The sequence below is a fragment of the Nonomuraea zeae genome, from assembly GCF_005889725.1.
Taxonomy (GTDB): domain Bacteria; phylum Actinomycetota; class Actinomycetes; order Streptosporangiales; family Streptosporangiaceae; genus Nonomuraea; species Nonomuraea zeae.
In genome coordinates, this window is sequence record NZ_VCKX01000154.1 from 1 (window position 1) to 22,266 (window position 22,266).

Consider the following 22,266-nt stretch of genomic DNA (forward strand, 5'->3'; position numbering starts at 1 on the left):
GGTCGGCTGTGTATAAGAGACAGGACCGGACGTCCAGGGCATGAGTTGCACGCCCCTCGGAAGATGCCAAAGGGGCGGGAGAGGGCCGCACGCGCGCCACCCCGGGAGTAGCCGAGCAGGCCGGCGAAGGGCAGTATGCCATCCCGGGAGAGCCTGAGCGGGGGAGAGCCGGGCTGCATGCCATCCCTGGAAAGCCTGAGCGGGCAAGAGCCGGGCTGCGTGCCACTCTCGGGAGGCCGCGCAGACCGGGGGCGGGTGGTAGGCCACCGCCGAGAAAGCCGAGCAAACGAAGGGGGGCGGGCTAAACGCCCACCCCCCAGCGACAGGCCGGCGGGTCAGCCGGTGAAGCCGATGTCTTCGTAGCGCAGGTCGTAGAAGCCGCGCGCCCCCGCGTTGGCCAGCGTCTGCCGGGTCGCGACGTTCTGCGGCCGCTGGTAGAGCGGCAGCACGTTGACCTCCTGCCAGAGCAGCGCATCGGCCGCATTCGTCTCCGTACGGGCCTCGGCCGGATCCAGGCTCTGCCCCGCCCGGCTCATCGCCTGGTCGATCGCCTCCGACCCGGTACGCCCGAAGTTCGCGTTCCACGTCTTCCCGTCAGGCGAGTTCGCGTAGATCCCATAGCTGCTGGAGATCGGGAACGGCGTGCCGATGTAGGCGAACGGCGTGATGTCGAAGTTCCCGGGAATCACGTACTTGGTGAAGAAGTCGTCGCTCGGCACCGCCTTGATGGTGAGCTTCACCCCGATCTGGGAGAGCATGTTCTGGGCCAGCTCCCCCTCCGACTTGCTCAGCTGCACCCCGGACGGCACCACGAAGCGCAAATCGAGAGGCTTGCCGTCCTTCTCCCTGACCGCGCCGTTGAGCTTCCACCCCGCCGCGTCCAGCAGCTGCCGCGCCCGGCCCGGGTTGTACACGCCCAGGCTGCCCGCGTTGTCCTGGTAGCCCTCCTGGGTGTTCATGAAGAAGTGGTTGTTCAGCAGCGCGATCGGCCAGTCCAGCCCCTGCAGGTCGGACTGGGCGATGGCCTGGCGGTTGATGCCGAGCTGGATGGCCTGCCGGACGTTCCGGTCCTTGAGCAGCTCGCTGGACCCATTAAATGTGAAATGTCGGAAATCGGGCCCGGCGGCCTGGCGGACCTGCGCCCCCGACGTGGCCTTGGCGCGCGAATAGTCCGGCGCAGACGGCCCCACGTCGATGATGTCCAGCTCGCCGTTGCTGAACGCGCCGATCAGCGAGTCCTGCTCCGACGCCCGGTAGATGATCTTGTCCAGTTTGGCCCGGTTGCCCCACCAGGCGTCGTCCCGGACCAGCGTGATCGTCTTGGCCGTCTGGTCGAACCCGCCGAACTTGAACGGCCCGGCCGTCACCGGGATCTTGTTCAGCCAGGCGGTGTTGAAGGTCTCCGGCGTCTTGTTCGTGGAGGCCGGCAGCAGCGGCCCGAACAGCGACTGCCAGTCACCGAACGGCCGGGCGAACGTCACTACCACCTCGTAGTCGTCCTTGCCTCGCGCCACCTTCTCGATGTCCTGGTAGCCGGTGGCGGAGACGATGTGGAAGTTCGCGTTCCGGCCGTTGAGCGCCTGCCACTGCGCCTGGTAGTCGGCCCAGGTGATCGGCCGCCCGTCGGACCATTTGGCCTTGGGATTGAGCGTGTACGTGACGACCTGCTTGGGGCGGCTCTCGGTCACCTTGGCGTCGACCAGGTAGTCGGGATCGGCCTTGATCTCCGCCTTCTCGTTGGAGACGAACGGCGCGGGCAGCAGCGCGTTGCTGACCACGGCGGCCATCGCCAGGTTGCCGTCCACGTGGTTCCTGTTCCACTGCGCGGGGAACTCGTTGATGCCCCAGCGCAGCGTCCCGCCGTCCTTGACCTTCTCGCGCGGCTGCGCGTTGATGTCGAAGGCCCTGATCGTACGCTCGTCCCCGGCGCCGCTCTCGATCCCCGGCCCGCCCATCGTGCCGCCGCCACCACAGCCCGCCAGGCACAGCGAGCCCGTCACGGTGACGGCCATGACAAGACGTGATGTTTTCATCGAGCGAAATCCTCCTGGTTATACGACTTCACGCCTCGCGGCGTAGTGGCAGGCCGCCCCCTGGTCGTCGCCCAGTGGCCGCACTTCGGGCTCGACGTCCACGCAGAGCCTGCGCTCGGCGTCGGTCAGCTCGGCACGGAACTTGGGGCACCTGGTGCGGAATCGGCAGCCCGTCGGAGGGTTGGCCGGGCTGGGGAGGTCGCCTTCGAGCAGGATCCGCTCCCGCGAGCGTTCGCGTACCGGATCGGGCAGCGGGATCGCGGAGAGCAGAGCCTGGGTGTACGGGTGCGCCGGAGCGTCGTAGACGGCGTCCACCTGGCCGATCTCGGCGATCCTGCCGAGGTACATCACGGCCACCCGGTCGGCGATGTAGCGCACCACCGCCAGGTCGTGCGCCACGAACAGGTAGGACAGCCCGAGCCGGGCCTTCAGCGAGTCGAGGAGGTTGATCACTCCGGCCTGGATCGACACGTCCAGCGCGGAGACCGGCTCGTCCAGCACCAGCAGCTGGGGCTCCAGCGCGAGCGCCCTGGCGATGCAGATGCGCTGCCGCTGGCCGCCGGAGAAGTCCTGCGGGTAGCGGGCGGCGTGGGAGGCGTCGAGCCCCACCAGCGCGAGCAGCTCGCCGATCCGCCGCCCGGGCGCGACCCCGTGCGTGCGCAGCGGCTCGGCCAGGATGTCGTGCACCGTCATGCGCGGGTCGAGCGAGGCCAGCGGATCCTGGAAGACGACCTGCATGTCGCGTCTGATCTCCGTGCGCTGCGCGCCGGTGAGCCGGGCGGTGTCGTGCCCGAGCACGACGATGCGGCCCTGCTGCGGCGCGGCCAGCTCCAGGATCTGCGTCAGCGTGGTCGTCTTTCCGCTGCCCGACTCGCCGACCAGCCCGAGCGTCTCGCCGTGCCGGATGTCGAAGCCGACCCCGGCCACCGCGTGCACCGTGCCCACCCTGCGCTTGAACACGGCGCCCTTGAGCAGCGGAAAGTCCTTGACCAGGTCGCGGACCTCCAGCACCGTGCGCTCGCCGCGCACCACGAGCTCCCGCCTGGACGGGGCGGCGTGCTTGCCGGGGTGGTGCGGGTGCACGTCCTCCCAGCGGATGCACGCCGCGCGGTGGCCGGTGCCCACCTCGAACAGCGGCGGCTCGCCCTCGTCGCACGCCTCCACCCGCATCGGGCAGCGCGGTGCGAAGGGGCACCCCGGCGGCAGCGCCGCCGGCGACGGCGGGTTACCCTCGATCGGGGCCAGCGGCTGGCGCCCGCTCCGGTCGACGCGGGGGATCGAGGCGAGCAGCCCCACGGTGTACGGCATCCGCATCCGGTAGTAGATGTCGTCCACGTCGCCCACCTCGACCGGACGCCCGGCGTACATGACCAGCACGCGATCGGCGAACCCGGCCACCACCCCCAGATCATGCGTGATCATGATGATCGCGGCGCCGGTCTTCTCCTGTGCCTTCTTGAGCACCTCCAGCACCTGCGCCTGGATGGTCACGTCGAGCGCGGTGGTGGGCTCGTCGCAGATGATCACGTCGGGGTCGTTGGCGATGGCCATCGCGATCACCACGCGCTGCCGCATCCCGCCGGAGAACTCGTGGGGGAAGGCCAGCGCCCGCTCGACCGGATGCGGGATGCCGACGAGCTCCAGCAGCTCGATGGCCTTGACCAGGGCGGTCTCCTTGCTGACCCGCTGGTGCACGCGCACGGCCTCGGCGATCTGGTCGCCGACCCGGTAGACCGGGGTGAGCGCCGACAGCGGGTCCTGGAACACCATCGACATGGTCTTGCCGCGGAAGGACGTCAGCATGCGCTCGGAGGCGCCGATCAGCTCCTGGCCGTGCAGGCGCACGGACCCGGTGACGCGCGCGCCCGGCGGCAGCAGCCCCATGACCGCGGCCGAGGTGACCGACTTGCCCGAGCCGGACTCGCCCACGATGCCGAGAACCTCGCCAGGGCGTACGGAGTAGCTCACCCCGCGTACGGCGTGCACGTCGCCGAAGGAGACGTTGAGGTCGCTGACCTCCAGAACCGGGCTCATCGCGACCTCTTGGAGGAGGGATCGAACGCGTCACGCAGGGCGTCGCCCATGAGATTGACCGCCAGGACCGTGATCACCAGCAGCCCTGCCACGAACCAGAACGTCCACGGCGCGTAGACGGCCGTCTTCGACCCGTCGGCGATGAGCGTGCCGAACGACACGTCCGGCGGCTGGATGCCGAAGCCGAAGTAGGACAGCGAGGTCTCGGTGAGGATCGCGGTGCTGACGTTGAGCGTGGCGTCCACGATCAGCAGCGATGACAGGTTGGGGATCACGTGCCGGAAGATGATCCGCACCGGCGGCACCCCCATGTAGCGGGCGGCCTGGACGAACTCCCGCTCCTTCATCGAGATCGCCATCCCCCTGACGATCTTCGAGGTGACCATCCACAGGAACAGCGCCAGCATGATGACGAACAGCGGCCACTGGCCCGCCCCGAACAGCGGTGACATGATCGCCAGGATCAGGAAGGCGGGCAGCACGAGCAGCAGGTCGGTCACCCAGCTCAGCGCCCGGTCCGTCCAGCCCAGGAAATATCCGGCGAACGCCCCCACCACGGCCGCCAGCGCCGTGGACACCAGCGCCGCGAGCAGCCCCACGACCAGCGACTTCTGCATGCCGCGCAGCGTCACCGCGTAGACGTCCGCGCCCGTTTGGAGCGTTCCGAACCAGTGGGAGGGTGACGGCGGCTGCATGAACGCGGTGAAGTCCTTGTCGGTGTAGGTCCACGGGCTGAACAGCGGGCCCGCGAACGCCAGCAGGAACATGAGCGCGAGCACCGCGAACCCGATCCGCCCCTGCCCGGACCTGAAGAACCGCCCGGCGACCACGCGCGCCCTGGACGGCGCTCGCAGGGGCCCCTCCGTCAGCTCCTCGGCCAGCTCCTCCTCGGAAAGCGTCATCACGCCCGCACCCTCGGATCGAGCCCGGCGTGCAGCAGGTCGGCGGCCAGCGAGGCGCACAGCACGGAGACGGCGGCCAGCAGCGAGATGGCCGCGACGGTGTTGACGTCGTTGGTGAAGATGGAGTTGATCAGCTGCTCGCCCAGCCCGTGCCAGCCGAAGATCTTCTCCGTGAACGTCGCCCCCGTCAGCAGCGCCCCGAACGTGAACGCGAAATAGGTCGCCACCGGGATGAGCGCCGTGCGCAGCGCGTGCCTGGTGAGCGCCTGCCGCCTGCTCAGCCCCTTGGCCCTGGCGGTGCGGACGAAGTCCGCGCCGATCACGTCGAGCATCATGTTGCGCTGGTAGCGGCTGAAGACCGCGATGAGCCCCACCGACAGCGAGACCGTCGGCAGGACGAGATGCTGCAGCCGGTCCACCACCTCGCCCCACCAGCCGGTGGCGAGCCCGTCGCTGTGCTCGCCGCTGACCAGGAACACCTGGCGGCCGAACACGTTCGCGTTGGCCCAGGTGGCGACCAGGATCAGCATGTTGGCCAGGACGACCACCGGCACGGCGAGCACCACGAACGACAGGCCGGTCGAGAGGCGGTCGAACCAGCCGTACTGCCGGACCGCGGCGAGCGCGCCCGCCAGCACGCCGAGCAGGCTGCCGAAGATCAGGCCCAGGATGACCAGGCGGAAGGTGACGCCCATGCGGCGCTTGAGATCGTCGTTGACCGGGGAGCCCGCGACGGTCTTGCCGAAGTCGCCGTGCAGCACCCCGCCGGCCCAGGTGGCATACCGCTGGAGCAGCGGGGTCTTGTCGTTGAGGTTGAGCGCGGTGAGCTGGGCGTCGACGACGGCCGGCGGCGGCTTGGGAGTGCGGTCGGCGTAGTTGGAGCGGGGGTCGAGGGCCGTGGCCGCGAGCAGGTAGGCGAGGCTGGCGGCCACCACGACGAGCACCGCGTAGTTGAGCAGCCTGCGGGCCAGGAACCCCGCCATCGCTCCCCCTCCTACGCGCACCCGCACGCAGCGTAGCCATATTGCTACACCATTCGACCGACGCCGCTCACTCTACGACATCGCGCCGACACTGTGAGGCAACATGCCAGGGCCTGGGACTCCGCCTTCCGGGGACGGCCGGCTGCGAGCGGGCCGCCGGAGGCGGTCAGCGTCCGGACAGCTCGTCCACGGCGGTGCGGACGTCCTCGCTCGTGATCGTCGTCAGGTCGGCCGAGCTGGCGGAGCCGCCGCGCGAGGCGTGGGCGGCCAGCCGCACGTCGCGCCGCATGGCGGCGCGCTCGAACAGGGACCTGGCGAACCGGCCGTTGCCGAGGCCGTCGATCAGCCGCTCCTCGCACACCCAGGCGAACACCTCGTCGAGGTTGCGCAGCGCCTCCTCGTCGAAGCTGTCGCCGGACTTCTCCGCCAGCAGCACCGCGATCTGGGACAGCTCGCCGGGGGAGTAGCTGGGGAAGGCCACCCGCTGGTTGAACCGGCTGGCCAGGCCGGGGTTGGTGGCCAGGAAGGAGTCCATCTCCCGCTGGTAGCCCGCCAGCACGATGACGAGCCGGTCGCGGTCGTCCTCGGCCCGCTTGAGCAGGGTCTGCACGGCCTCGGAGCCGAACGCGTCGCCGCCCTGGTAGCCGGGGTTGACCAGGCTGTAGGCCTCGTCGATGAACAGCACCCCGCCGAGCGCCCGGTCGACCAGCTCATTGGTCTTGATCGCGGTCGCGCCGAGGTGCTGGCCGACCAGGTCGGCCCGGTGCGCCTCGACCACGTCGGGCCGGGCGAGCAGGCCGAGCGCGGCGAAGACGCGGCCCAGGACCCTGGCGACGGTGGTCTTGCCGGTGCCGGGCGGCCCGGCGAACACGAAGTGCCGCATCTGCGGCGGCGTGGGCAGCCCGCGCTCCTGCCGCATCCGCGCGACCTGGAGCTGCGCCGCGATCGCGTGCACCTGGCGCTTGACCGGCGCCAGGCCCGCCATCCGGTCGAGGTCGGCCAGCGCCTCCTCCAGGGTGGGGGTGGCGACGTAGCCGCGGAAGCGCGCGGTCAGCTCGTCGAACGCCTTGGTCACGTCGGGCGTCGTGGTGGTCACGAGGTCCTGGGTGGTCGGCGTGCCGCCGGCGCCCACCACGCGCACGTCGCGGGCCTGCGCGGCGGCCTCGACCATGCTGCGCGCGAACCTGGCGTTGCCCAGCTCGTCGACCAGGCCGCGCCGGTGGACGTCCTCGAACAGGCCGAGCAGGGCGCGCTTGGTCTCGGGCCCCATCGTGTCGCCCCTGCGCCGCTGGAGCAGCTCGGTGACCTCGACCAGCTCGGCGGGGGAGTAGCCGGGGAAGCGCACCCGGGTGGCGAACCTGCTGGCCAGGCCCGGGTTGCTGGACAGGAACGAGCTCATCTCCTGCTCGTAGCCGGCCAGGATGATGATGAGCCGGTCGCGGTCGTCCTCGGCCCGCTTGAGCAGGGTCTGCACGGCCTCGGCGCCGAACCTGTCGGGCTGGCCGTCGGAGGAGTTGACCAGCCCGTACGCCTCGTCGATGAACAGCACCCCGCCGAGCGCCCGGTCGACCAGCTCGTTGGTCTTGATCGCGGTCGCGCCCAGGAACTCGCCCACCAGGTCGGCCCGCTGCGCCTCGACGACGTAGGGGGTCTCCAGCAGGCCGAACGCGTAGAAGATCTTGGCGAGCGCGCGGGCCACGCTGGTCTTGCCGGTGCCGGGCGGGCCGACGAAGACGAAGTGCCTGGTGGGCCGGTCGGTGGTGTAGCCGGCCTCGGCCCGCAGCCTGGACGCCTCGATGGAGGCGGCGATCGAGCGCACCTGCTCCTTGACGGGAGCCAGGCCGATCATGCTCTCCAGCTCGCTGAGCGCCTCCTCCAGGGAGATCTGCGGCGGCGCGGAGTGCTTGTCGTGCGGCGACTCGGGCCTGCCTTCGCGCACCCTGACCTTGACCTGCTCCTCGACCGCGGCGTTCGCGGCCCTGACCTTGCGGGCCAGCAGGAAGCGGTAGACGAGGACGACGGCGGCGACGGTGTAGGCGGTCCACAGCGCCGCGCCGTCGGAGGCGTAGGCGACCGCGGCGCCCACCAGCCCGGCCGGGGCCAGCGCCATCAGCGTGGTCGCCCACGGCGCGACCCAGCGGATGAGGTGCGCGGCGGCGGCGACGGGCAGGGCGAGCGCGACCATCAGGTGCAGCGCGCTGGAGCCGGGCGTGAACAGCCCGGAGAACACCGGCAGCACCAGCACGACCCAGCCGGCGACCACCAGCACGGTGGCGGCGGCGCGCGGGAAGCGCATGGTCAGGGCGATGAAGGCGAGCAGGAGGAGCACGGCGGGGAAGGTCTTCAGCAGGTCCCAGCCGAGCGCCGCGCCCACGCCCATGATGGCGACCAGCACGACCACGTAGAGCACCCGGCGCACGGCCGGGGGAATCTGGTAGTAACGCAGCCGAACCTTCTCGAACAGATCCCGCGCCGCGGCCCGCCCCGCGGCCTGGGCCCTGTCGGACTCACGCATCACGCCTCCCCGGTCCGCCCCCGGTTATACCGCACAAGACCGCCTGTTGGGCGGTCCTGACACGCTAGGTGGAGGTCACGAAAGCGGCGATCTCCCGCCCGAGTTCGGCGCCCGCGTCCTCCTGGAGGAAGTGCCCGGCGCCGGCGATCACGGGATGGCGCAGGCCGGAGGCGCCTGCCATAGATTTGCGAAGAATGGGCGACATGCCCCCGGTGATGGGATCGCTGTCGGAGAACGCCACCAGGAACGGCCGATCGAGCGTGGTGAGAATCTGCCAGGCAGCGCGATTGGCGGGCGCGGCGGGATCGTCGGGAGCGGTCGGCACGAGGCTCGGCATGACCCGCGGCCCCGCCTTGTAAGACTCGTCGGGGAACGGCGCGTCGTAGGCCGCGAGGACCTCCTTCGGCAGCTCGCTCCTGCACCCCGCCTGGACCAGGCGGGCGATGTCCAGCACCGGAGCCTTCCGCACCGCGTCCCTGAAGCGGTGCCACACCTCGGGCATGGGAATGTCACCCGTGGGCAAGCCCGTGTTCGCGGCCACGATCCTGGCGACGCTGTCCGGATGCTCGGCGGCGATCCGCAGCCCGATCAGCCCGCCCCAGTCCTGGCCGACCACGGTCATCCCGCGCAGGCCAAGCGCGTCGAGCAGCAGGGCCCGCGTCCACTCGACGTGCCTGGCGTAGGTGTGCTCGGCCGGGTCGGCGGGCTTGTCCGAGCGCCCGAACCCGATGAGATCGACCGCGATCGCGCGCAGCCCGGCCGCGGCCAGCTCGCGCATGACGTGCCGGTAGAGGAACGACCAGCTCGGCTCGCCGTGCAGCAGCACGACCGGCTCGCCGTCGGACGGCCCCGCCTCGGCGTAGGCCATGCGCAGGCCGTCGGGCACCTCCGCGTAGCGGGGCGGGTAGGGGAATCCGGGCAGGTTCGCGAAGCGCTCCTCTGGAGTGCGCAGGATTCGCATAGAACAAGATTCTAGCTAGCGACGCTGGTGCCGCCCAGGAAATTCCCCCACGAGCACTTGCTTGGGCGTGACGCGCAGGACGTCCGAGTCGGCCAGCGCGATCCCGCGCACCTCCACCCAGAACCGGCGTTGCAGCGGGTCCGCCGCGAACACCGCGACCCGGGGGTCGGCCTCGATGGCCTCCCACGCCTCCGTCTCCGCGATCAGCCGCAGCTCGCCGGAGGAGGTCACGGACGCCACCGCCCCCGCGACCCGGGGGCCGAGCGAGTCGCCGTAGGCCAGGACGATGCTGCGGGCGTACGAGAAGGTCTGGCGCACCTCCGTGTCCAGCGCGACGGACGGCGCGGACCCCATGGGCAGGTCGCACATCAGCAGCGAGGACCGCCACGGCCCCGGCCTGCCCCGCCACCAGGTCAGCGCCGCCCGCGCCACGAACAGCAGGACCGCGGCGCCGAGCGCGCCCGTCCCGGTCCGCCACGCCCACGCGGACCCGGACGCCCCGCCCGCCGCGCAGGCCACGGCGCACAGGACGACGAGCCCTGTCGCGGCGAGCAGCCACCTGTCCCCTCCACGCGAGCCGCCGTCCCGGGCGCGCAGGTACCCGCGCAGCATCGGGTACGGCACCAGCAGCGCGGCCACCGCGGTCCCGGGCTCCACTGCGAGAGCCCCGCCCACCAGCGGCACCAGCACCGACCAGGTCCTGGCGAGCATGATCCAGAGCGTCACCCGCACGTTCCGCCCCATGGTGCGCTCGGCCGCCCCGGCCCGCGCGATCTCGGCCCGCGCGAACTCGCTCAGCGCCCGCAGCGGCCGCCCGCGCCACGTCTCCGCCAGCGCCCGCACCGCGGCCAGCGCGGGCCAGCCCAGCACCACGATCCCCGCCAGTCCCGCCCATACGGGATCGAACGTGGGCGGCAGCGCCGGCATCGCCCCCAGCAGCAGCCACGCGGCGAACGCGAGCACCGACACCACCGCCGACACCACGGCCGCGCCGAGCCAGGGATCCCGGCCGAACATCCCCGGCACGTACGACCAGACGCCCACCCGCCGCGCCTGCCGGACCGTGAGCGGCACCAGCAGCGCCAGCACCGCGAAGCCGCCGAACTGGGCCTGGGCGCCCCAGTCGAGGAAGAGCGCGCAGAGACCGACCCCGACCGTGGCGAGGGCGACCGCGAGGCGGATCTGGCGGGCCCAGACCTCCAGCGCGCGCCTGGCCCGGCCGGTCTCCCGGGGGTCCACCGGCCAGGCCGGATCGTGGTGCGGGCGGGGCCGGTCCCAGCGCAGCAGGGTGAGCCCCAGGTTCACGCGGGCCTGCGGATGCCCGGGGTCGGCGGCCAGCGCGGCCCGGTAGGACTGCTCGGCCTGGGCGTGGTCGCCGCGCAGCAGGGCCAGGTCGCCGAGCAGGACCGCGGGGTCGGGCTCCTCCGGCGCGTACCGGCCGGCCATGGTCGCGTGGCGGACCGCCTCCTGCCAGCGCCCGGGTACGCGGCGCAGGACCGCGGCCAAGCGCAGGCGGGCCGACCAGGAGCCGCCGGCCAGCTCGGCGGCCAGCTCGGCGGCGGGCAGGGCGTCGGCGTCACGGCCCAGGCGTTCGTGGGCGAGGCTGATCAGCCGGTAGGCCCATTCGGCCGACGGATCCAGGTCGGCGGCCCGGCGCGCGGCGTCGAGCGCGGACTCGGGACGGCCGGCGTTCAGCCTGGTCAGGGCTTCGGCGCACCATTCACGTGAGGACCTGTCGGTGATATTGCCTTTTGTGCCGCTTGGATCGGTCCCCACGAATCCCATGATCGGCTGTGGCGCCAACATTAGATAGATCACGACATATGGCTGTATCTCTCTAGAGAGGTGCGCGCCGTCGTGGATCAGTCGATACCGCTATGACAAGTGCGTGGCATGGCCTAAGCTGCCACGCAAGCCGGGAGCGAGTGGAACCAAGGCTGACGAGCTCGGGAGGAGCGCGCGGTTCCGACGCCCACCGACCACCAGCACGTGCGGGCCCTGCGAACGGATCGGCCTGCAAGGAGGCCCATGACCGTCACACAGGCCGCACCCCTCGTACGGACTGCCGACCGGGAGCACACGGACCGCCGCTGGGCCATACTCGCCCTGCTCTGCCTGAGCCTGCTGCTGATCACGGTCGACGCCACGGTCCTGCACATCGCGGTGCCCGCGCTCACGGCCGCGCTCGAACCGTCGGCTGTCCAGCTGCTGTGGATCATCGACATCTACTCGCTGGTGGTCGCGCCGCTGCTGATCATGTTCGGCACGCTCGGCGACAGGTACGGGCGCAAACGGCTGGTGCTGTCCGGCATGGTGCTGTTCGGCGTGGCCTCGGCCGCCGCCGCCTTCGCCCCCACCCCGCTGACCCTGATCCTGGCCAGGGCGCTGCTCGGCGTGGGCGGCGCGATGATCATGCCGGCCACGCTCTCCCTGATCCGGCAGGTGTTCACCGACAGGCGCGAGCGCGCCGTCGCGCTGGGCGTCTGGAGCGCCGTCGCCGCGGCGGGAGCGGCCGTCGGCCCGCTCGTCGGCGGCGTGCTCGTGGGGTTCTGGTGGGGCGCGGTCTTCCTGATCAACGTGCCGATCCTGCTCGTGCTCCTGCCCGCCGCGGCCCGGCTGCTGCCGGAGTCGCGCGAGCGCAAAGGACAGCCCTGGGACGCGCTGAGCGCGGTGCTGTCCGTGCTCGGCATCCTGGCGCTGGCCTTCGGGCTGAAGGAGGCGGGCTCGGGCAGCCTCATGCCGCTGTGGGCCGCGATCCTGGTGTTCCTGGGCGGGCTCGGCCTGCTCGTCGCGTTCGTCCGGCGGCAGCCGCGGCTGCGCGTCCCGCTGCTGGAGGTCGGGCTGTTCAGGCGGCGCGAGTTCACCACCGGCGTCGCGGGCGTGCTGCTCGGGGTGTTCGCGCTGGTGGGGCTGCAGCTCATGCTCGCCCAATACCTGCAGCTCGTCCTCGGCGACAGCCCGCTGCGGGCGGCGATCAGGATGCTGCCGCTGGTGATCTCGGCCGTCGCCGGCGGGCTCGCGGCGGCCCACATCCTGCCCAGGATCGGCATGCGGGTCACGATGAGCGGCGGGCTCGGGCTCGTCGCGCTGGCCCTGACCCCGACGCTGACCTGGGGCGTCGAGGGCCATCCCGTGATGCTGGCGATCTGCTTCGTCGGGATCGGGTTCGGGGTGCAGGTCGCGCTGCTCGCCGCCTCCGACACGATCATGTCGTCGGCCTCCGAGTCCCAGGCGGGCGGGGCCGCGGCCATCGAGGAGACCGCGTACGAGCTGGGGGCCGGCCTGGGCGTGGCCGTCCTCGGCACGATCACCACGATCGTGTACGCGCCCGGGCTGCCCGCCGTTCCAGGAGTGTCCGCGGGCGGCATGGATCAGGCCAGGCAGTCGCTCGCCGCGGCCGCCCACGTGGCGGACCAGGTCGGCGGCAGCACGGGCGGCGCGCTGCTGGACGCCGCCCGATGGGCCTTCGTCAACGCACTGCACACGACCGTGGTCGTCAGCGTCGTTCTGCTCAGCCTGACCGCCGTCGCGGTGGCCGTGCTGCTGAACCGTGATTGAGGTGTGCCATGTCCCGATTAGGGCAGACAACTACCGTGAAACAGGTCCTTCGTGATCTTGCTGCATTAGTCGCCCGCGTAGGCGTGGGCGGTATTTTCTTTGCCAACGGCTGGAACAAGCTGGAAGACGGGCTGACGGCCACCGGGGCGAAGTTCCTGGAGCGGGGCGCGCCCGCGCCCGGCGCCTGGGCCACGGTCACCATGCTCACCGAGCTCATCGGCGGCGCGCTGCTGATCGCCGGGCTGGCGGTGTCGGTGACCGGGTTGATCCTCTTCGCGGAGGCCCTGGCGGTCTACGTGGTGGCCCCGCCGCTGAACCCGATCAGCCTGAACGAGCTGATCCTGCTCGGCGTGGCCTCGATCCTCCTCGCCGTGGTCGGCGCCGGACGCGTGTCGGTGGACCACATGGTCGTGATCCGGCGGAGGGAATCGGAGGCGGCCAGCGAGTTCGCCGCCGACTCGGAGGCCGACCGGGTCATCGCCTCGCTCCGCGAACCGGACAAACCCGAGTCCGAGCCGGGCGAGCCGGACGCCGGGCCGGACCCGGAGCCGGGCACCGGGCTCGGCAAGGGGCCGGGCAAGGCTCCCGGCAAGGGTCCTGAGACGTCGGCGAGCGAGGACACGGCGCCGCACCCGCGGCCGCGCCAGAAGAGCGGCGAGGCGGGCCGGACCGACGACCCAGGACCGGCGCCCATCCCGGGGGACACGCTGGTGGCCGGCCGCAAGAAGCCACCCGCCCGCGGCCGCCGCCCCACGACCGACTGACGCCTGCCCGCGGCCGCCGTCCGCCGGCCCGGCTGACGCCCGCCGGGGCGGCCGGTCGCGCTGTGCGGAATCGCGGGGTGGAGCCCGGCTCCGCCCGGTGAATATCCTGGCGGCACAGCGGAGCAAGGGGTGCCGATGGCGACCAGGGGCGGCAGGGCGCGCGCGACGGTGCGTGACGTCGCGGCCGAGACCGGCCTGTCCATCGCGACCGTCTCCCGCGTGCTGAACGGCCAGGCAAACGTCGCCCCGCACACCCGCGAGCTGGTGCTGCGCGCCGTCGGCCGGCTCGGCGACCAGGCGCCGAGGCCGCGCACCGCGCAGGACCTCCTCGGCGGTGGCGCGATCTACGTGCGCTGCCCGTACGTGCTGACGGACTACTTCGGGCTCATCGTCTCCTCGGTGGGCGAGACGATCGAGCTGCACGGCAGGCAGATGATCCTCGGCGCGGGCGAGGCGGGCCAGGACAGCGCGGTGCTGCCCGGGCTGCCCGACCGCGCGGGCGTCGCGGGCGCGATCCTGATCCTGCCCCCCGAGCCGGGCGACGAGCTCGTACGCCTGCGCGACCGCGGCTTCCCCTTCGTCGTGATCGACCCCAGGACGCCGCCCCCGAAGGACATCGCGGCGGTGTCGGCCGCTCACTTCGCGGGCGGCCGCAAGCTGATGGCCCACGTGACCGAGCTGGGCCACCGGCGGGTCGGGATCATCGGCGGCCCGGTGAAGTGGCTGCCGAGCGAGGCCAGGCTGGCCGGCTACACCGCCTCGCTGGCCGACGCCGGCGTCCTGCCCGCCCCCGAGCTGCTGCGCCACGTGCCGGAGCCGAGCACCGAGCACGGCTACCTGGCGGCCTGCGAGCTGCTCGACCTGCCGGAGCGGCCGACGGCGCTGGTGGCCTTCAACGACAAGATGGCCGTCGGCGCGCTGTGGGCGGCGGCCGAGCGCGGGCTGAGCGTGCCCGGCGACCTGTCGGTGGCCGGCTTCGACGACATCGACGTCAGCAGGGCGACCTCGCCGGCCCTCACGACCGTGCGCCAGCCCCTGGAGGAGATGGGCCGGATGGCGGTGTCGCTGCTGATGCGCCTGCTGAGCCGGCACACGCTGGAGGCGCTGCACGTCTCACTGGGCACCGAGCTGATCGTACGCGGCTCCACGGGCCCGCTCGCGCGCTGACTGTTTCATTTGTTTCATCGATTGACGGGCGACCTGACTCGTGTTGTTCTGCTGAGTGCAAGCAGTGTTACACGTTTGTTTCATTTGTTACATGGGCATCACCCCCCGCCCCGGAAGGACTCCCGCCGTGTCCAGAATCCTGCTCGCGCTCGCCTGCGCCGCCGCGTCACTGCTGGCCGCGCCGCTCCCGGCCGCCGCGGCCGGCGAGCCCGTGAACATCTGGCTCACCACCACCTCGGACTCCGGAGGCCGCGCCGTCAGCCGCGGTCTCGCGCAGCAGACGCCGATCGCCTTCGGCCCCGCCGGGGGCAGCGCGAACCAGACGATCACCGTCAGCGAGGGCACCACGTACCAGCAGTTCGAGGGCGGTGGCGCGTCGATCACCGACACGACCGCGTACCTGCTGCGCGGCGGCCCCGTCACCGCGGCCACGCGGGACGCGGCGATGCGCAAGCTGTTCTCGCCCACCGAGGGCATCGGGCTGTCGTTCGTCCGCAACCCGATCGGCGCCTCCGACCTGTCCCGCCCCGGCATGGTCTCGCTCGACGACACCTGCTGCGACCTCGGCGACTTCGGCGCCAACGGCTACGACACCAACGTCCGCCTCCTGACCGCCCAGGCCAGATCGCTCAACCCGGCGCTGCGGGTCAAGGGCGTGCCGTGGAGCGCGCCCGGCTGGATGAAGGACAACGGCCGGATGGACCAGATGGGCTGGCTGAAGTGGGAGCACTACGCCACCTACGCCCAGTACCTGGTCAAGTACGTCCAGAGCTACCAGGCCGCCGGCGTCCCGGTGAACTACGTCTCGCTGCAGAACGAGCCCAACTGCTGCCAGGCCTCCAACCCGACCGCCATGAACTACCCCGGCATGTCCTGGAACGCCTCCGGCCTCATCGAGCTGACCAAGAACTTCGTCTACCCGGCCTTCCGCGCCGCCGGGATCACCACGAAGGTGCTCGTGCACGACTGGAACTACGGCGACTACGGCCAGATCGGCGGCCCGATCCTGGCCGACGCGACGCTGCGCAACGACCCGCTGTTCGGCGGCATCGCCTGGCACGGCTACTACGGCGACCCGGCGGTCGGCACGCAGGTGCACAACCAGTACCCGTCGGTGCCCCAGTTCAGCACCGAGCACTCGGGCGGCACCTGGATCGCCAACCAGCACAACGAGGACATGGCCGACATCGTGACCTACGCCCGTAACTGGAGCCGCAGCCTCGTCAAGTGGAGCCTCGCGCTCAACCAGAACATGGGCCCGCACAACGGCGGCTGCGGCACCTGCACCGGCCTGATCACCGTCCAGGAAGGCGGCGCACGCGCCGGGCAGATCGACTACACGATCGAGTACTACACGACCGGCCACCTCACCAAGTTCGTCAAGCCGGGGGCGTACCGGATCGACTCGACCGCCAACGCCACCGTCCAGAACGTCGCCTGGCGCAACCCCGACGGCTCCAAGGCCCTGATCGCCCACAACGGCGGCGCCTCGGCCCAGTCCGTCAGGGTCAACTGGGGCAACCAGTCCTTCGTCTACACGCTGCCCGCCCGCACCACCGCCACGTTCACCTGGTCGGGCACCCCCGGCTCCGGCGGCGGCACGCAGGGCGCCATCACGGGCCTGGCGGGCAAGTGCGTCGACGTGGCGGGCGGCAGCAGCGCCGACGGCGCCGCCGTACAGCTCTACACCTGCAACGGCACCGCCGCCCAGCAGTGGTCGCGGCCGGGCGACGGCACGCTGCGCGCGCTGGGCAAGTGCCTCGACGTGGTGAGCCACGGCACCGCCGACGGCAGCCAGCTCCAGCTCTGGACGTGTACGGGCGGCGCCAACCAGCAGTGGACCTACACCTCGGGCCGGGACCTGGTGAACCCGGCCGCCGCCAAGTGCGCCGACGTCACCGGCAACAGCAGCGCCGACGGCACCCGGCTGCAGCTGTGGACCTGCACGGGCGCCGCCAACCAGAAGTGGACCCTGTCCTGACGACGCCCTGACGGGCCAGGACGGGCCGGAGCCCGGCTCACATCCCAGCGGTGAGCCGGGCGACCACCCGCATCTTGTTCATCGCGTCCAGCGCCGCCACCTTGTACGACTCCGCCAGCGTCGGATAGTTGAACACCGCGTTGACCAGGTAGTCGATCGTCCCCCCGCACCCCATGACGGTCTGCCCGATGTGCACCAGCTCCGTGGCGCCCGTGCCGAACACGTGCACGCCCAGCAGCCGCCGGTCCTCCGAGGACACCAGCAGCTTGAGCATGCCGTACGAGTCGCCGATGATCTGCCCTCTCGCCAGCTCCCGGTAGCGCGAGATGCCCACCTCGAACGGCACCTTCTCGCGGGTCAGGTCGTCCTCCGACTTCCCGACGAAGCTGATCTCCGGGATCGTGTAGATCCCGATCGGCGGCAGCTCGTGCGTGTCCGCGACCGGCTCGCCGCACGCGTGCTGCGCGGCCAGCCGCCCCTGCTCCATGGACGTGGCCGCCAGCGCGGGGAAGCCGATCACGTCGCCCACCGCGTAGATGTGCGGCACCTCCGTGGCGTAGTTGGCGTCCACCGTGATCCGGCCCCGGTCGTCGGCGGCCAGCCCGGCCGCCTCCAGGCACAGCTCGGTCGTCTTGCCCTGACGGCCGGCCGAGTACATGACGCAGTCGGCGGGGATCTTCTTGCCGCTTTCGAGCAGGGTCAGCGCGCCGCCGGGGCGGCGTTCGACGGCGGCCACGTTCTCGCCGAACCTGAAGGTCACCGCCAGGTCGCGCAGGTGGTACTTGAGCGCCTCCACGATCTCCAGGTCGCAGAACTCCAGCATCCGCTCGCGCCGCTCCACCACGGTGACCTTGGTGCCGAGCGCCGCGAACATGGAGGCGTACTCGATGCCGATGACGCCCGCGCCGACCACGACCAGGGTTTCCGGCACCCGGTCGAGGTGCAGGATCGCGTCGGAGTCGATGACCGTCCGGTCGTCGAACTCCACGCTGCCCGGGCGGGCGGGCGACGTGCCGGTGGCGATCACGATCTTGTCGGCGGTGACCTTGGTCTCCTCGTGCTTGTCCTCGTCGTGGGTGATCCCGATGGTGTGCGGGTCGAGGAACCGGCCGGTGCCCTGCAGCACCGTCACGTGGTTGCGGCCGAGCTGGCTGCGGATCACCTGGATCTCGCGGCCGATCACGTGCTGGGTGCGCATCCCGAGGTCGGCGACCGTGATCTCGTCCTTGACCCGGTAGCTGGCGCCGTACAGCTCGCGCTGGTTGAGCCCGGTGAGGTAGAGGACGGCCTCACGCAGGGTCTTCGAGGGGATCGTGCCCGTGTTGATGCACACGCCGCCGATCATGTGCCGTTTCTCGACTATCGCGACGCGCTTGCCGAGTTTCGCCGCCGCGATCGCGGCCTTCTGCCCACCCGGTCCGGAACCCAGGACCACAACATCAAAGTCCGCCACGCCCCCAGTCTGCGGGCGGCGTGTCAACGGGGAAAGACCTGTCTGCAAGACTTCACGGCATGCTACGCGCCTTCAGCCAGGTGGACGTCTTCGCCGCCGAGCCGTACCGGGGTAACGCGCTCGCCGTCGTCCTGGACGGCGCCGGCCTGACCACCGAGGAGATGGGCCGCTTCGCCGCCTGGACGAACCTGTCCGAAACCACCTTCCTGCTGCCGCCGCGGGACCCGGCCGCCGACTACCGCGTACGGATCTTCACGCCGACCTGCGAGCTGCCCTTCGCCGGGCACCCGACGCTGGGCAGCTGCCACGCCTGGCTGGAGGCCGGGGGAGTGCCGCGCGACAAGGGCGAGATCGTGCAGGAGTGCGGGGCCGGGCTCATCCGCCTGCGCACCACCGGCGACGGGCTGGCCTTCGAGGCGCCGCCGCTGATCCGCTCAGGACCGGTCGACGAGCCGCTCGTCGAGGAGATCGCGCGCTCGCTCGGGATCCCGCGCGCCGACTTCGTGGACGTGATCTGGGCCGACAACGGCCCCGGCTGGGTCGCGGTGCTGCTCGCGGACGCCGAGTCGGTGCTCGCGCTGCGCCCGGGCATGGTGCCGGTGGACGTGGGCGTCGCGGGTCCGTACCCGGCGGGGTCGCCGTGCGCCTTCGAGGTGCGCGCGTTCACGCCCGAGCACGGCGCCACCGTCGAGGACCCCGTGACGGGCAGCCTGAACGCCTCGCTCGCCCAGTGGCTGCTGCGCACGGGCCGGGCCGAGGCCCCCTACGTGGCGGCCCAGGGCACCGTGCTCGGGCGTTCGGGGCGGGTGCACATCACCACCGGCGCCGACGGGCAGGTCTGGGTCGGCGGCTCGGTCATCACCTGCGTCAGCGGGCGGGCCGAACTGTGAACCGGACCTCGTCGCCCGGCTTGAGCTGGGCGGCGACCGGCAGGTCCGCGGCGCGTACGACGCCGATGACCGGATAGCCGCCCGTCGGCGGATGGTCGGCGAGGAAGACGATCGGCTGACCGCTCGGCGGCACCTGCACCGCGCCGACGACCATGCCCTCGCTCGGCAGCTCGCCCTCCCTGGCCCTGGCCAGCTCGGGCCCGGTCAGGCGGACGCCCACGCGGTTGCTGTCCTGGCTCACCGCGTACGGGCGCGAGCACAGATCCGCCAGCGCCTCCGCCGCGAACCAGTCGTCGCGCGGCCCCGGCAGCACCCTGAGCACCGGCGGGCGCGGCTGCGGCAGCGGCGCCTGATCGACCGAGATGACGCCTTCCGGCCTGCCGACGGGCAGCAGCGTGCCCGCCCGCAATGGCTCGGGACCCAGCCCCGACAGCGAGTCGGTGGAGCGGCTGCCGAGGACCGGCTCGACCGCGATCCCGCCGCGTACGGCCAGATAGGTGCGCAACCCGCGCTCCGGCGCGCCGAGCCGCAGCTCGGTGCCGGGCGGGACCCAGAACGGCAGGGCCATCCCCGCGCCGCGCACGGGCCCGGCCGCCACCGGCGCGCCCGCCAGCGCCACCCACGCCCCGTCCAGGAACAGCAGCCGCGCCAGGCCGAAGGTCAGCTCGATCCCCGCCAGCCCCTCGGCGTTGCCGACCAGCCGGTTGGCCAGCCGCAGGCTCACCGTGTCCGCCGCCCCCGACGTGGGCACCCCCAGGTGGGCGTAACCGGGCCGGCCCAGGTCCTGGACGGTCGCGTACGGGCCGGGCGCGAGCACCTCGATCATGCGGGCTCGAACCGCACGCGCACGCCCGGCCTGAACAGCGAAGGCGGGTCGGCCGCCACGTCCCACACCCGGAGCGAGGTGCGCCCGAGCAGCCGCCAGCCGCCGGGCGAGGCGGTCGGGTAGACCGCGGAGTAGGGGCCGGCGACCGCCACGGAACCGGCGGGCACCGAGGTGCGCGGCGTGTCCAGCCTCGGCGTCTCCAGCACCGGATCGAGCCCGGTGAGATAGGCGAAGCCGGGAGCGAACCCCAGCCACCCCACCACCAGCTCGCGCCCCGCGTGCCGGGAGATCACCTCGTCCGTGGAGATGCCCGCCAGCTCCGCCACGGAGCCGAGGTCGGCGCCGTCGTAGACGACCGGGATCGTCACGACCTCCTCCTCGGCCGCGCCGGCGCCGGCCCGGCCGCGCTCCTGCTCGACGACCGCCGCCAGCCGCGCGCGCAGCCGATCCTGCTCAGCCCCCGGAGCCACGACGAGCACGCTCTCCGGCCCGGGCACGATCTCCACGATCCCCGCTGGCCGGTCGGCCCGCAGGGCCGCGTCCAGCCGGTGTGACAGCGCCAGCGAGCCCGTCTCCACGAGCAGCCCGTGCTCCCCGGCGGCCCTGATCACGTGAACGCCTGCAAAACCACGCCGGCCCCCAGCAACTCGTCGCGCACCGCCTGCGCCAGCCGGACGGCGTCAGGCGTGTCTCCGTGGACGCAGATGGAACGGGCGGAAATCGGTACGGAACTTCCGTCAGAGGCCGTCACAGAGCCTTCCACGGCCATCTGGCGGGCACGGGCGGACACCGCCGCGGGGTCGTGGACGACCGCGCCCGGCTCGCGGCGCGAGACCAGCATCCCGTCCGCGGTGTAGGCCCGGTCGGCGAACGCCTCGCTGACCGTCGGTACGCCCTCGGCCGCGGCCACCGCGTGCACCGCCGAGCCCGGCAGCGTGAGCACCGGCAGCGTGGGGTCGTAGTCGGCCACCGCGTCGATCACCGCCGCCGCCTGGATCTCGTCGCGGCAGATCCGGGTGTACAGGGCGCCGTGGGGCTTGACGTAGGACACCCGGCCGCCCATCGCCCTGGCGATGCCGTCCACGGCCGCGAGCTGGTAGAGCACCTCGGCGCACAGCTCCTCCGGCTCGACGTCCATGTCCCTGCGGCCGAAGTGCGCGAGGTCGCGATAGGACACCTGCGCCCCGATGGCCACGCCGCGGTCGACGGCCGCCGCGCAGGTGCGCCTGATGGTCACGGGGTCGCCGGCGTGGAAGCCGCAGGCCACGTTGGCGCTCGTGACGATGTCGAGCAGCGCGAGATCGTCACCGAGCCGCCAGATGCCGAAACCCTCACCCAGGTCCGCGTTGAGGTCGATCACCATGACCCCATCATGGCGGTAGCGGCTACCTCGGCGCGACGAACAACGTCTGCGTCGCCGTTCCGACCTCGCCGCTCTCGTCGTACAGGGTCGAGCGGGTCAGCCCCCGGCCCGACGGGCCGATGACGGTGACGGCGTCCATGCAGATCCACTCGCCGGCCGGCGCGCGGAACAGGGAGATGGTCAGATCCACGTTCACGAACAGGTGGGTGTCGAAGTCGAGGGCGAAGCTGATGCCGTTGCCGCTGTCGGCGAACGCCGCCAGGCGCTCCAGCGGGGTGATCTCCTCGCCCTCCACCAGCGGCACGGTGAGCCTGCCCCAGACCGTGGCCGGGCCCACCTCCATGGGGCCGCCCTCGACGAACCGCCAGTCGAGCGCCCTGCCGTACCCGAAGCCGGAGCCCAGCCACGAGCGGGCGTGCTCCTCCGAGCGCGGAGGCACGGGCGCCGGGGGCCCGGAGACCGGCGTCGGCGTCGTGCCGGCCGTGCGGATGCGCCACGCGGTCGCCCTGACGTGCTCGCGGCCGCCGGAGCTGACGCTCGCCGACAGGCACTGCACGCGCTTGCCGTCGCGGGTCACGTCGGTCGTGACCGCCAGCTCGCCCACGGGAACGGGGCCGAACACGTCCACCACCAGCCTGGACAGCTCCAGCCCCGGCCGCGGCGCGGTCTGGGCGAGCTCGTGGACGATCAGGGCGGTGACCGGCCCCATGTGCTGGGTGTCCGGATTCCAGGGGCCCTGCGTGTGCTCCGACGCCAGATAACCGCCCCTGGCCAGGCGGGTGTACATCGCCATGGAACGGGATTCTACGGTCGGCTCGGCGGGAGATCGCCGGGGA

General features: G+C 72.0%; 17 protein-coding genes. 5 read left to right on the forward strand and 12 right to left on the reverse strand.

All coding sequences use genetic code 11. The features are described 5' to 3' along the window. Positions 1-335: 335 nt before the first annotated feature. The 7 genes from ETD85_RS37340 to ETD85_RS37370 form a co-directional block, all read right to left on the reverse strand. Complete coding sequence (locus ETD85_RS37340; protein ID WP_138694566.1) at positions 336-2,012, reverse strand: ABC transporter family substrate-binding protein; 1,677 nt, start codon at positions 2,010-2,012, stop codon at positions 336-338. Between the two features lie 39 nt (positions 2,013-2,051). Beyond that, positions 2,052-4,067 (reverse strand): dipeptide ABC transporter ATP-binding protein, encoded by a 2,016-nt coding sequence (locus ETD85_RS37345; protein WP_138694546.1) that lies wholly within the window; start codon positions 4,065-4,067, stop codon positions 2,052-2,054. Then, positions 4,064-4,969 carry an ABC transporter permease gene (locus ETD85_RS37350; RefSeq protein ID WP_138694547.1) on the reverse strand — a complete coding sequence of 302 codons (906 nt, stop codon included), beginning with the start codon at positions 4,967-4,969 and terminating at the stop codon, positions 4,064-4,066. The genes ETD85_RS37345 and ETD85_RS37350 overlap by 4 nt, the downstream gene beginning before the upstream one ends. Beyond that, complete coding sequence (locus ETD85_RS37355) at positions 4,969-5,952, reverse strand: ABC transporter permease (RefSeq protein WP_138694548.1); 984 nt, start codon at positions 5,950-5,952, stop codon at positions 4,969-4,971. Before ETD85_RS37355 ends, ETD85_RS37350 begins: the two co-directional genes overlap by 1 nt. Before the next feature lie 166 nt (positions 5,953-6,118). Then, entirely contained in the window at positions 6,119-8,467 is a 2,349-nt protein-coding gene (locus tag ETD85_RS37360) for an AAA family ATPase (protein ID WP_138694549.1), read from the reverse strand. A 64-nt stretch (positions 8,468-8,531) separates the two neighbouring features. Beyond that, on the reverse strand, positions 8,532-9,428 hold the full coding sequence (locus ETD85_RS37365; protein WP_138694550.1) for a haloalkane dehalogenase: 897 nt from the start codon (positions 9,426-9,428) through the stop codon (positions 8,532-8,534). Positions 9,429-9,443: 15 nt separating this feature from the next. Further along, the gene (locus ETD85_RS37370) at positions 9,444-11,213 is read right to left on the reverse strand and encodes a tetratricopeptide repeat protein (RefSeq protein WP_379507118.1); all 1,770 of its coding nucleotides are present in this window, start codon (positions 11,211-11,213) and stop codon (positions 9,444-9,446) included. Between the two features lie 243 nt (positions 11,214-11,456). Between ETD85_RS37370 and ETD85_RS37375 the strand changes: the two genes are divergently transcribed. From ETD85_RS37375 to ETD85_RS37390, 4 genes are all read left to right on the forward strand, one after another. Further along, the gene (locus ETD85_RS37375) at positions 11,457-12,986 is read left to right on the forward strand and encodes an MFS transporter (protein WP_138694552.1); all 1,530 of its coding nucleotides are present in this window, start codon (positions 11,457-11,459) and stop codon (positions 12,984-12,986) included. A gap of 8 nt (positions 12,987-12,994) precedes the next feature. Then, on the forward strand, positions 12,995-13,750 hold the full coding sequence (locus ETD85_RS37380; RefSeq protein ID WP_138694553.1) for a DoxX family protein: 756 nt from the start codon (positions 12,995-12,997) through the stop codon (positions 13,748-13,750). A gap of 135 nt (positions 13,751-13,885) precedes the next feature. After that, positions 13,886-14,917: a LacI family DNA-binding transcriptional regulator gene (locus ETD85_RS37385; RefSeq protein ID WP_138694554.1), complete on the forward strand. Its 1,032-nt coding sequence runs from the start codon at positions 13,886-13,888 to the stop codon at positions 14,915-14,917. Between the two features lie 127 nt (positions 14,918-15,044). Next, on the forward strand, positions 15,045-16,898 hold the full coding sequence (locus ETD85_RS37390) for a ricin-type beta-trefoil lectin domain protein (RefSeq protein ID WP_206059111.1): 1,854 nt from the start codon (positions 15,045-15,047) through the stop codon (positions 16,896-16,898). Between the two features lie 37 nt (positions 16,899-16,935). On the opposite strand, the gene sthA is transcribed toward ETD85_RS37390, so the two are convergent. After that, positions 16,936-18,351, reverse strand: a complete 1,416-nt coding sequence (gene sthA, locus ETD85_RS37395; RefSeq protein ID WP_138694556.1) for a Si-specific NAD(P)(+) transhydrogenase — start codon at positions 18,349-18,351, stop codon at positions 16,936-16,938. Positions 18,352-18,410: 59 nt separating this feature from the next. On the opposite strand from sthA, the gene ETD85_RS37400 reads away from it, so the two are divergent. After that, positions 18,411-19,241 (forward strand): PhzF family phenazine biosynthesis protein, encoded by an 831-nt coding sequence (locus tag ETD85_RS37400; RefSeq protein ID WP_138694557.1) that lies wholly within the window; start codon positions 18,411-18,413, stop codon positions 19,239-19,241. Here ETD85_RS37400 and ETD85_RS37405 read toward each other — a convergent pair. From ETD85_RS37405 to ETD85_RS37420, 4 genes are read right to left on the reverse strand one after another with little or no spacing between them, the layout of a single operon-like run. Further along, positions 19,219-20,067, reverse strand: coding sequence for a 5-oxoprolinase subunit C family protein (locus ETD85_RS37405; protein WP_138694558.1), 849 nt, complete (start codon positions 20,065-20,067; stop codon positions 19,219-19,221). The two genes, ETD85_RS37400 and ETD85_RS37405, sit on opposite strands and share 23 nt — an antisense overlap. Next, positions 20,064-20,678: a 5-oxoprolinase subunit B family protein gene (locus ETD85_RS37410; RefSeq protein ID WP_138694559.1), complete on the reverse strand. Its 615-nt coding sequence runs from the start codon at positions 20,676-20,678 to the stop codon at positions 20,064-20,066. Before ETD85_RS37410 ends, ETD85_RS37405 begins: the two co-directional genes overlap by 4 nt. Next, a complete protein-coding gene (locus ETD85_RS37415) occupies positions 20,675-21,430 on the reverse strand; it encodes a LamB/YcsF family protein (RefSeq protein ID WP_138694560.1) in 756 nt (251 codons plus the stop codon). The genes ETD85_RS37410 and ETD85_RS37415 overlap by 4 nt, the downstream gene beginning before the upstream one ends. A 22-nt stretch (positions 21,431-21,452) precedes the next feature. Beyond that, on the reverse strand, positions 21,453-22,223 hold the full coding sequence (locus tag ETD85_RS37420) for a thioesterase family protein (protein WP_138694561.1): 771 nt from the start codon (positions 22,221-22,223) through the stop codon (positions 21,453-21,455). Between the last annotated feature and the right edge of the window lie 43 nt (positions 22,224-22,266).

Excerpts from the sequence above, each read along its gene's own strand:
- ETD85_RS37385 (WP_138694554.1), top strand. The coding sequence starts at position 13,886 with ATGGCGACCAGGGGCGGCAGGGCGCGCGCGACGGTGCGTGACGTCGCG.
- ETD85_RS37350 (WP_138694547.1), bottom strand. The coding sequence starts at position 4,969 with ATGACGCTTTCCGAGGAGGAGCTGGCCGAGGAGCTGACGGAGGGGCCC.
- ETD85_RS37420 (WP_138694561.1), bottom strand. The coding sequence starts at position 22,223 with ATGGCGATGTACACCCGCCTGGCCAGGGGCGGTTATCTGGCGTCGGAG.
- ETD85_RS37400 (WP_138694557.1), top strand. The coding sequence starts at position 18,411 with ATGCTACGCGCCTTCAGCCAGGTGGACGTCTTCGCCGCCGAGCCGTAC.
- ETD85_RS37375 (WP_138694552.1), top strand. The coding sequence starts at position 11,457 with ATGACCGTCACACAGGCCGCACCCCTCGTACGGACTGCCGACCGGGAG.
- ETD85_RS37345 (WP_138694546.1), bottom strand. The coding sequence starts at position 4,067 with ATGAGCCCGGTTCTGGAGGTCAGCGACCTCAACGTCTCCTTCGGCGAC.
- ETD85_RS37355 (WP_138694548.1), bottom strand. The coding sequence starts at position 5,952 with ATGGCGGGGTTCCTGGCCCGCAGGCTGCTCAACTACGCGGTGCTCGTC.
- ETD85_RS37360 (WP_138694549.1), bottom strand. The coding sequence starts at position 8,467 with ATGCGTGAGTCCGACAGGGCCCAGGCCGCGGGGCGGGCCGCGGCGCGG.
- ETD85_RS37405 (WP_138694558.1), bottom strand. The coding sequence starts at position 20,067 with ATGATCGAGGTGCTCGCGCCCGGCCCGTACGCGACCGTCCAGGACCTG.
- ETD85_RS37340 (WP_138694566.1), bottom strand. The coding sequence starts at position 2,012 with ATGGCCGTCACCGTGACGGGCTCGCTGTGCCTGGCGGGCTGTGGTGGC.
- ETD85_RS37370 (WP_379507118.1), bottom strand. The coding sequence starts at position 11,213 with ATGGGATTCGTGGGGACCGATCCAAGCGGCACAAAAGGCAATATCACC.
- ETD85_RS37380 (WP_138694553.1), top strand. The coding sequence starts at position 12,995 with ATGTCCCGATTAGGGCAGACAACTACCGTGAAACAGGTCCTTCGTGAT.
- ETD85_RS37415 (WP_138694560.1), bottom strand. The coding sequence starts at position 21,430 with ATGGTGATCGACCTCAACGCGGACCTGGGTGAGGGTTTCGGCATCTGG.
- ETD85_RS37365 (WP_138694550.1), bottom strand. The coding sequence starts at position 9,428 with ATGCGAATCCTGCGCACTCCAGAGGAGCGCTTCGCGAACCTGCCCGGA.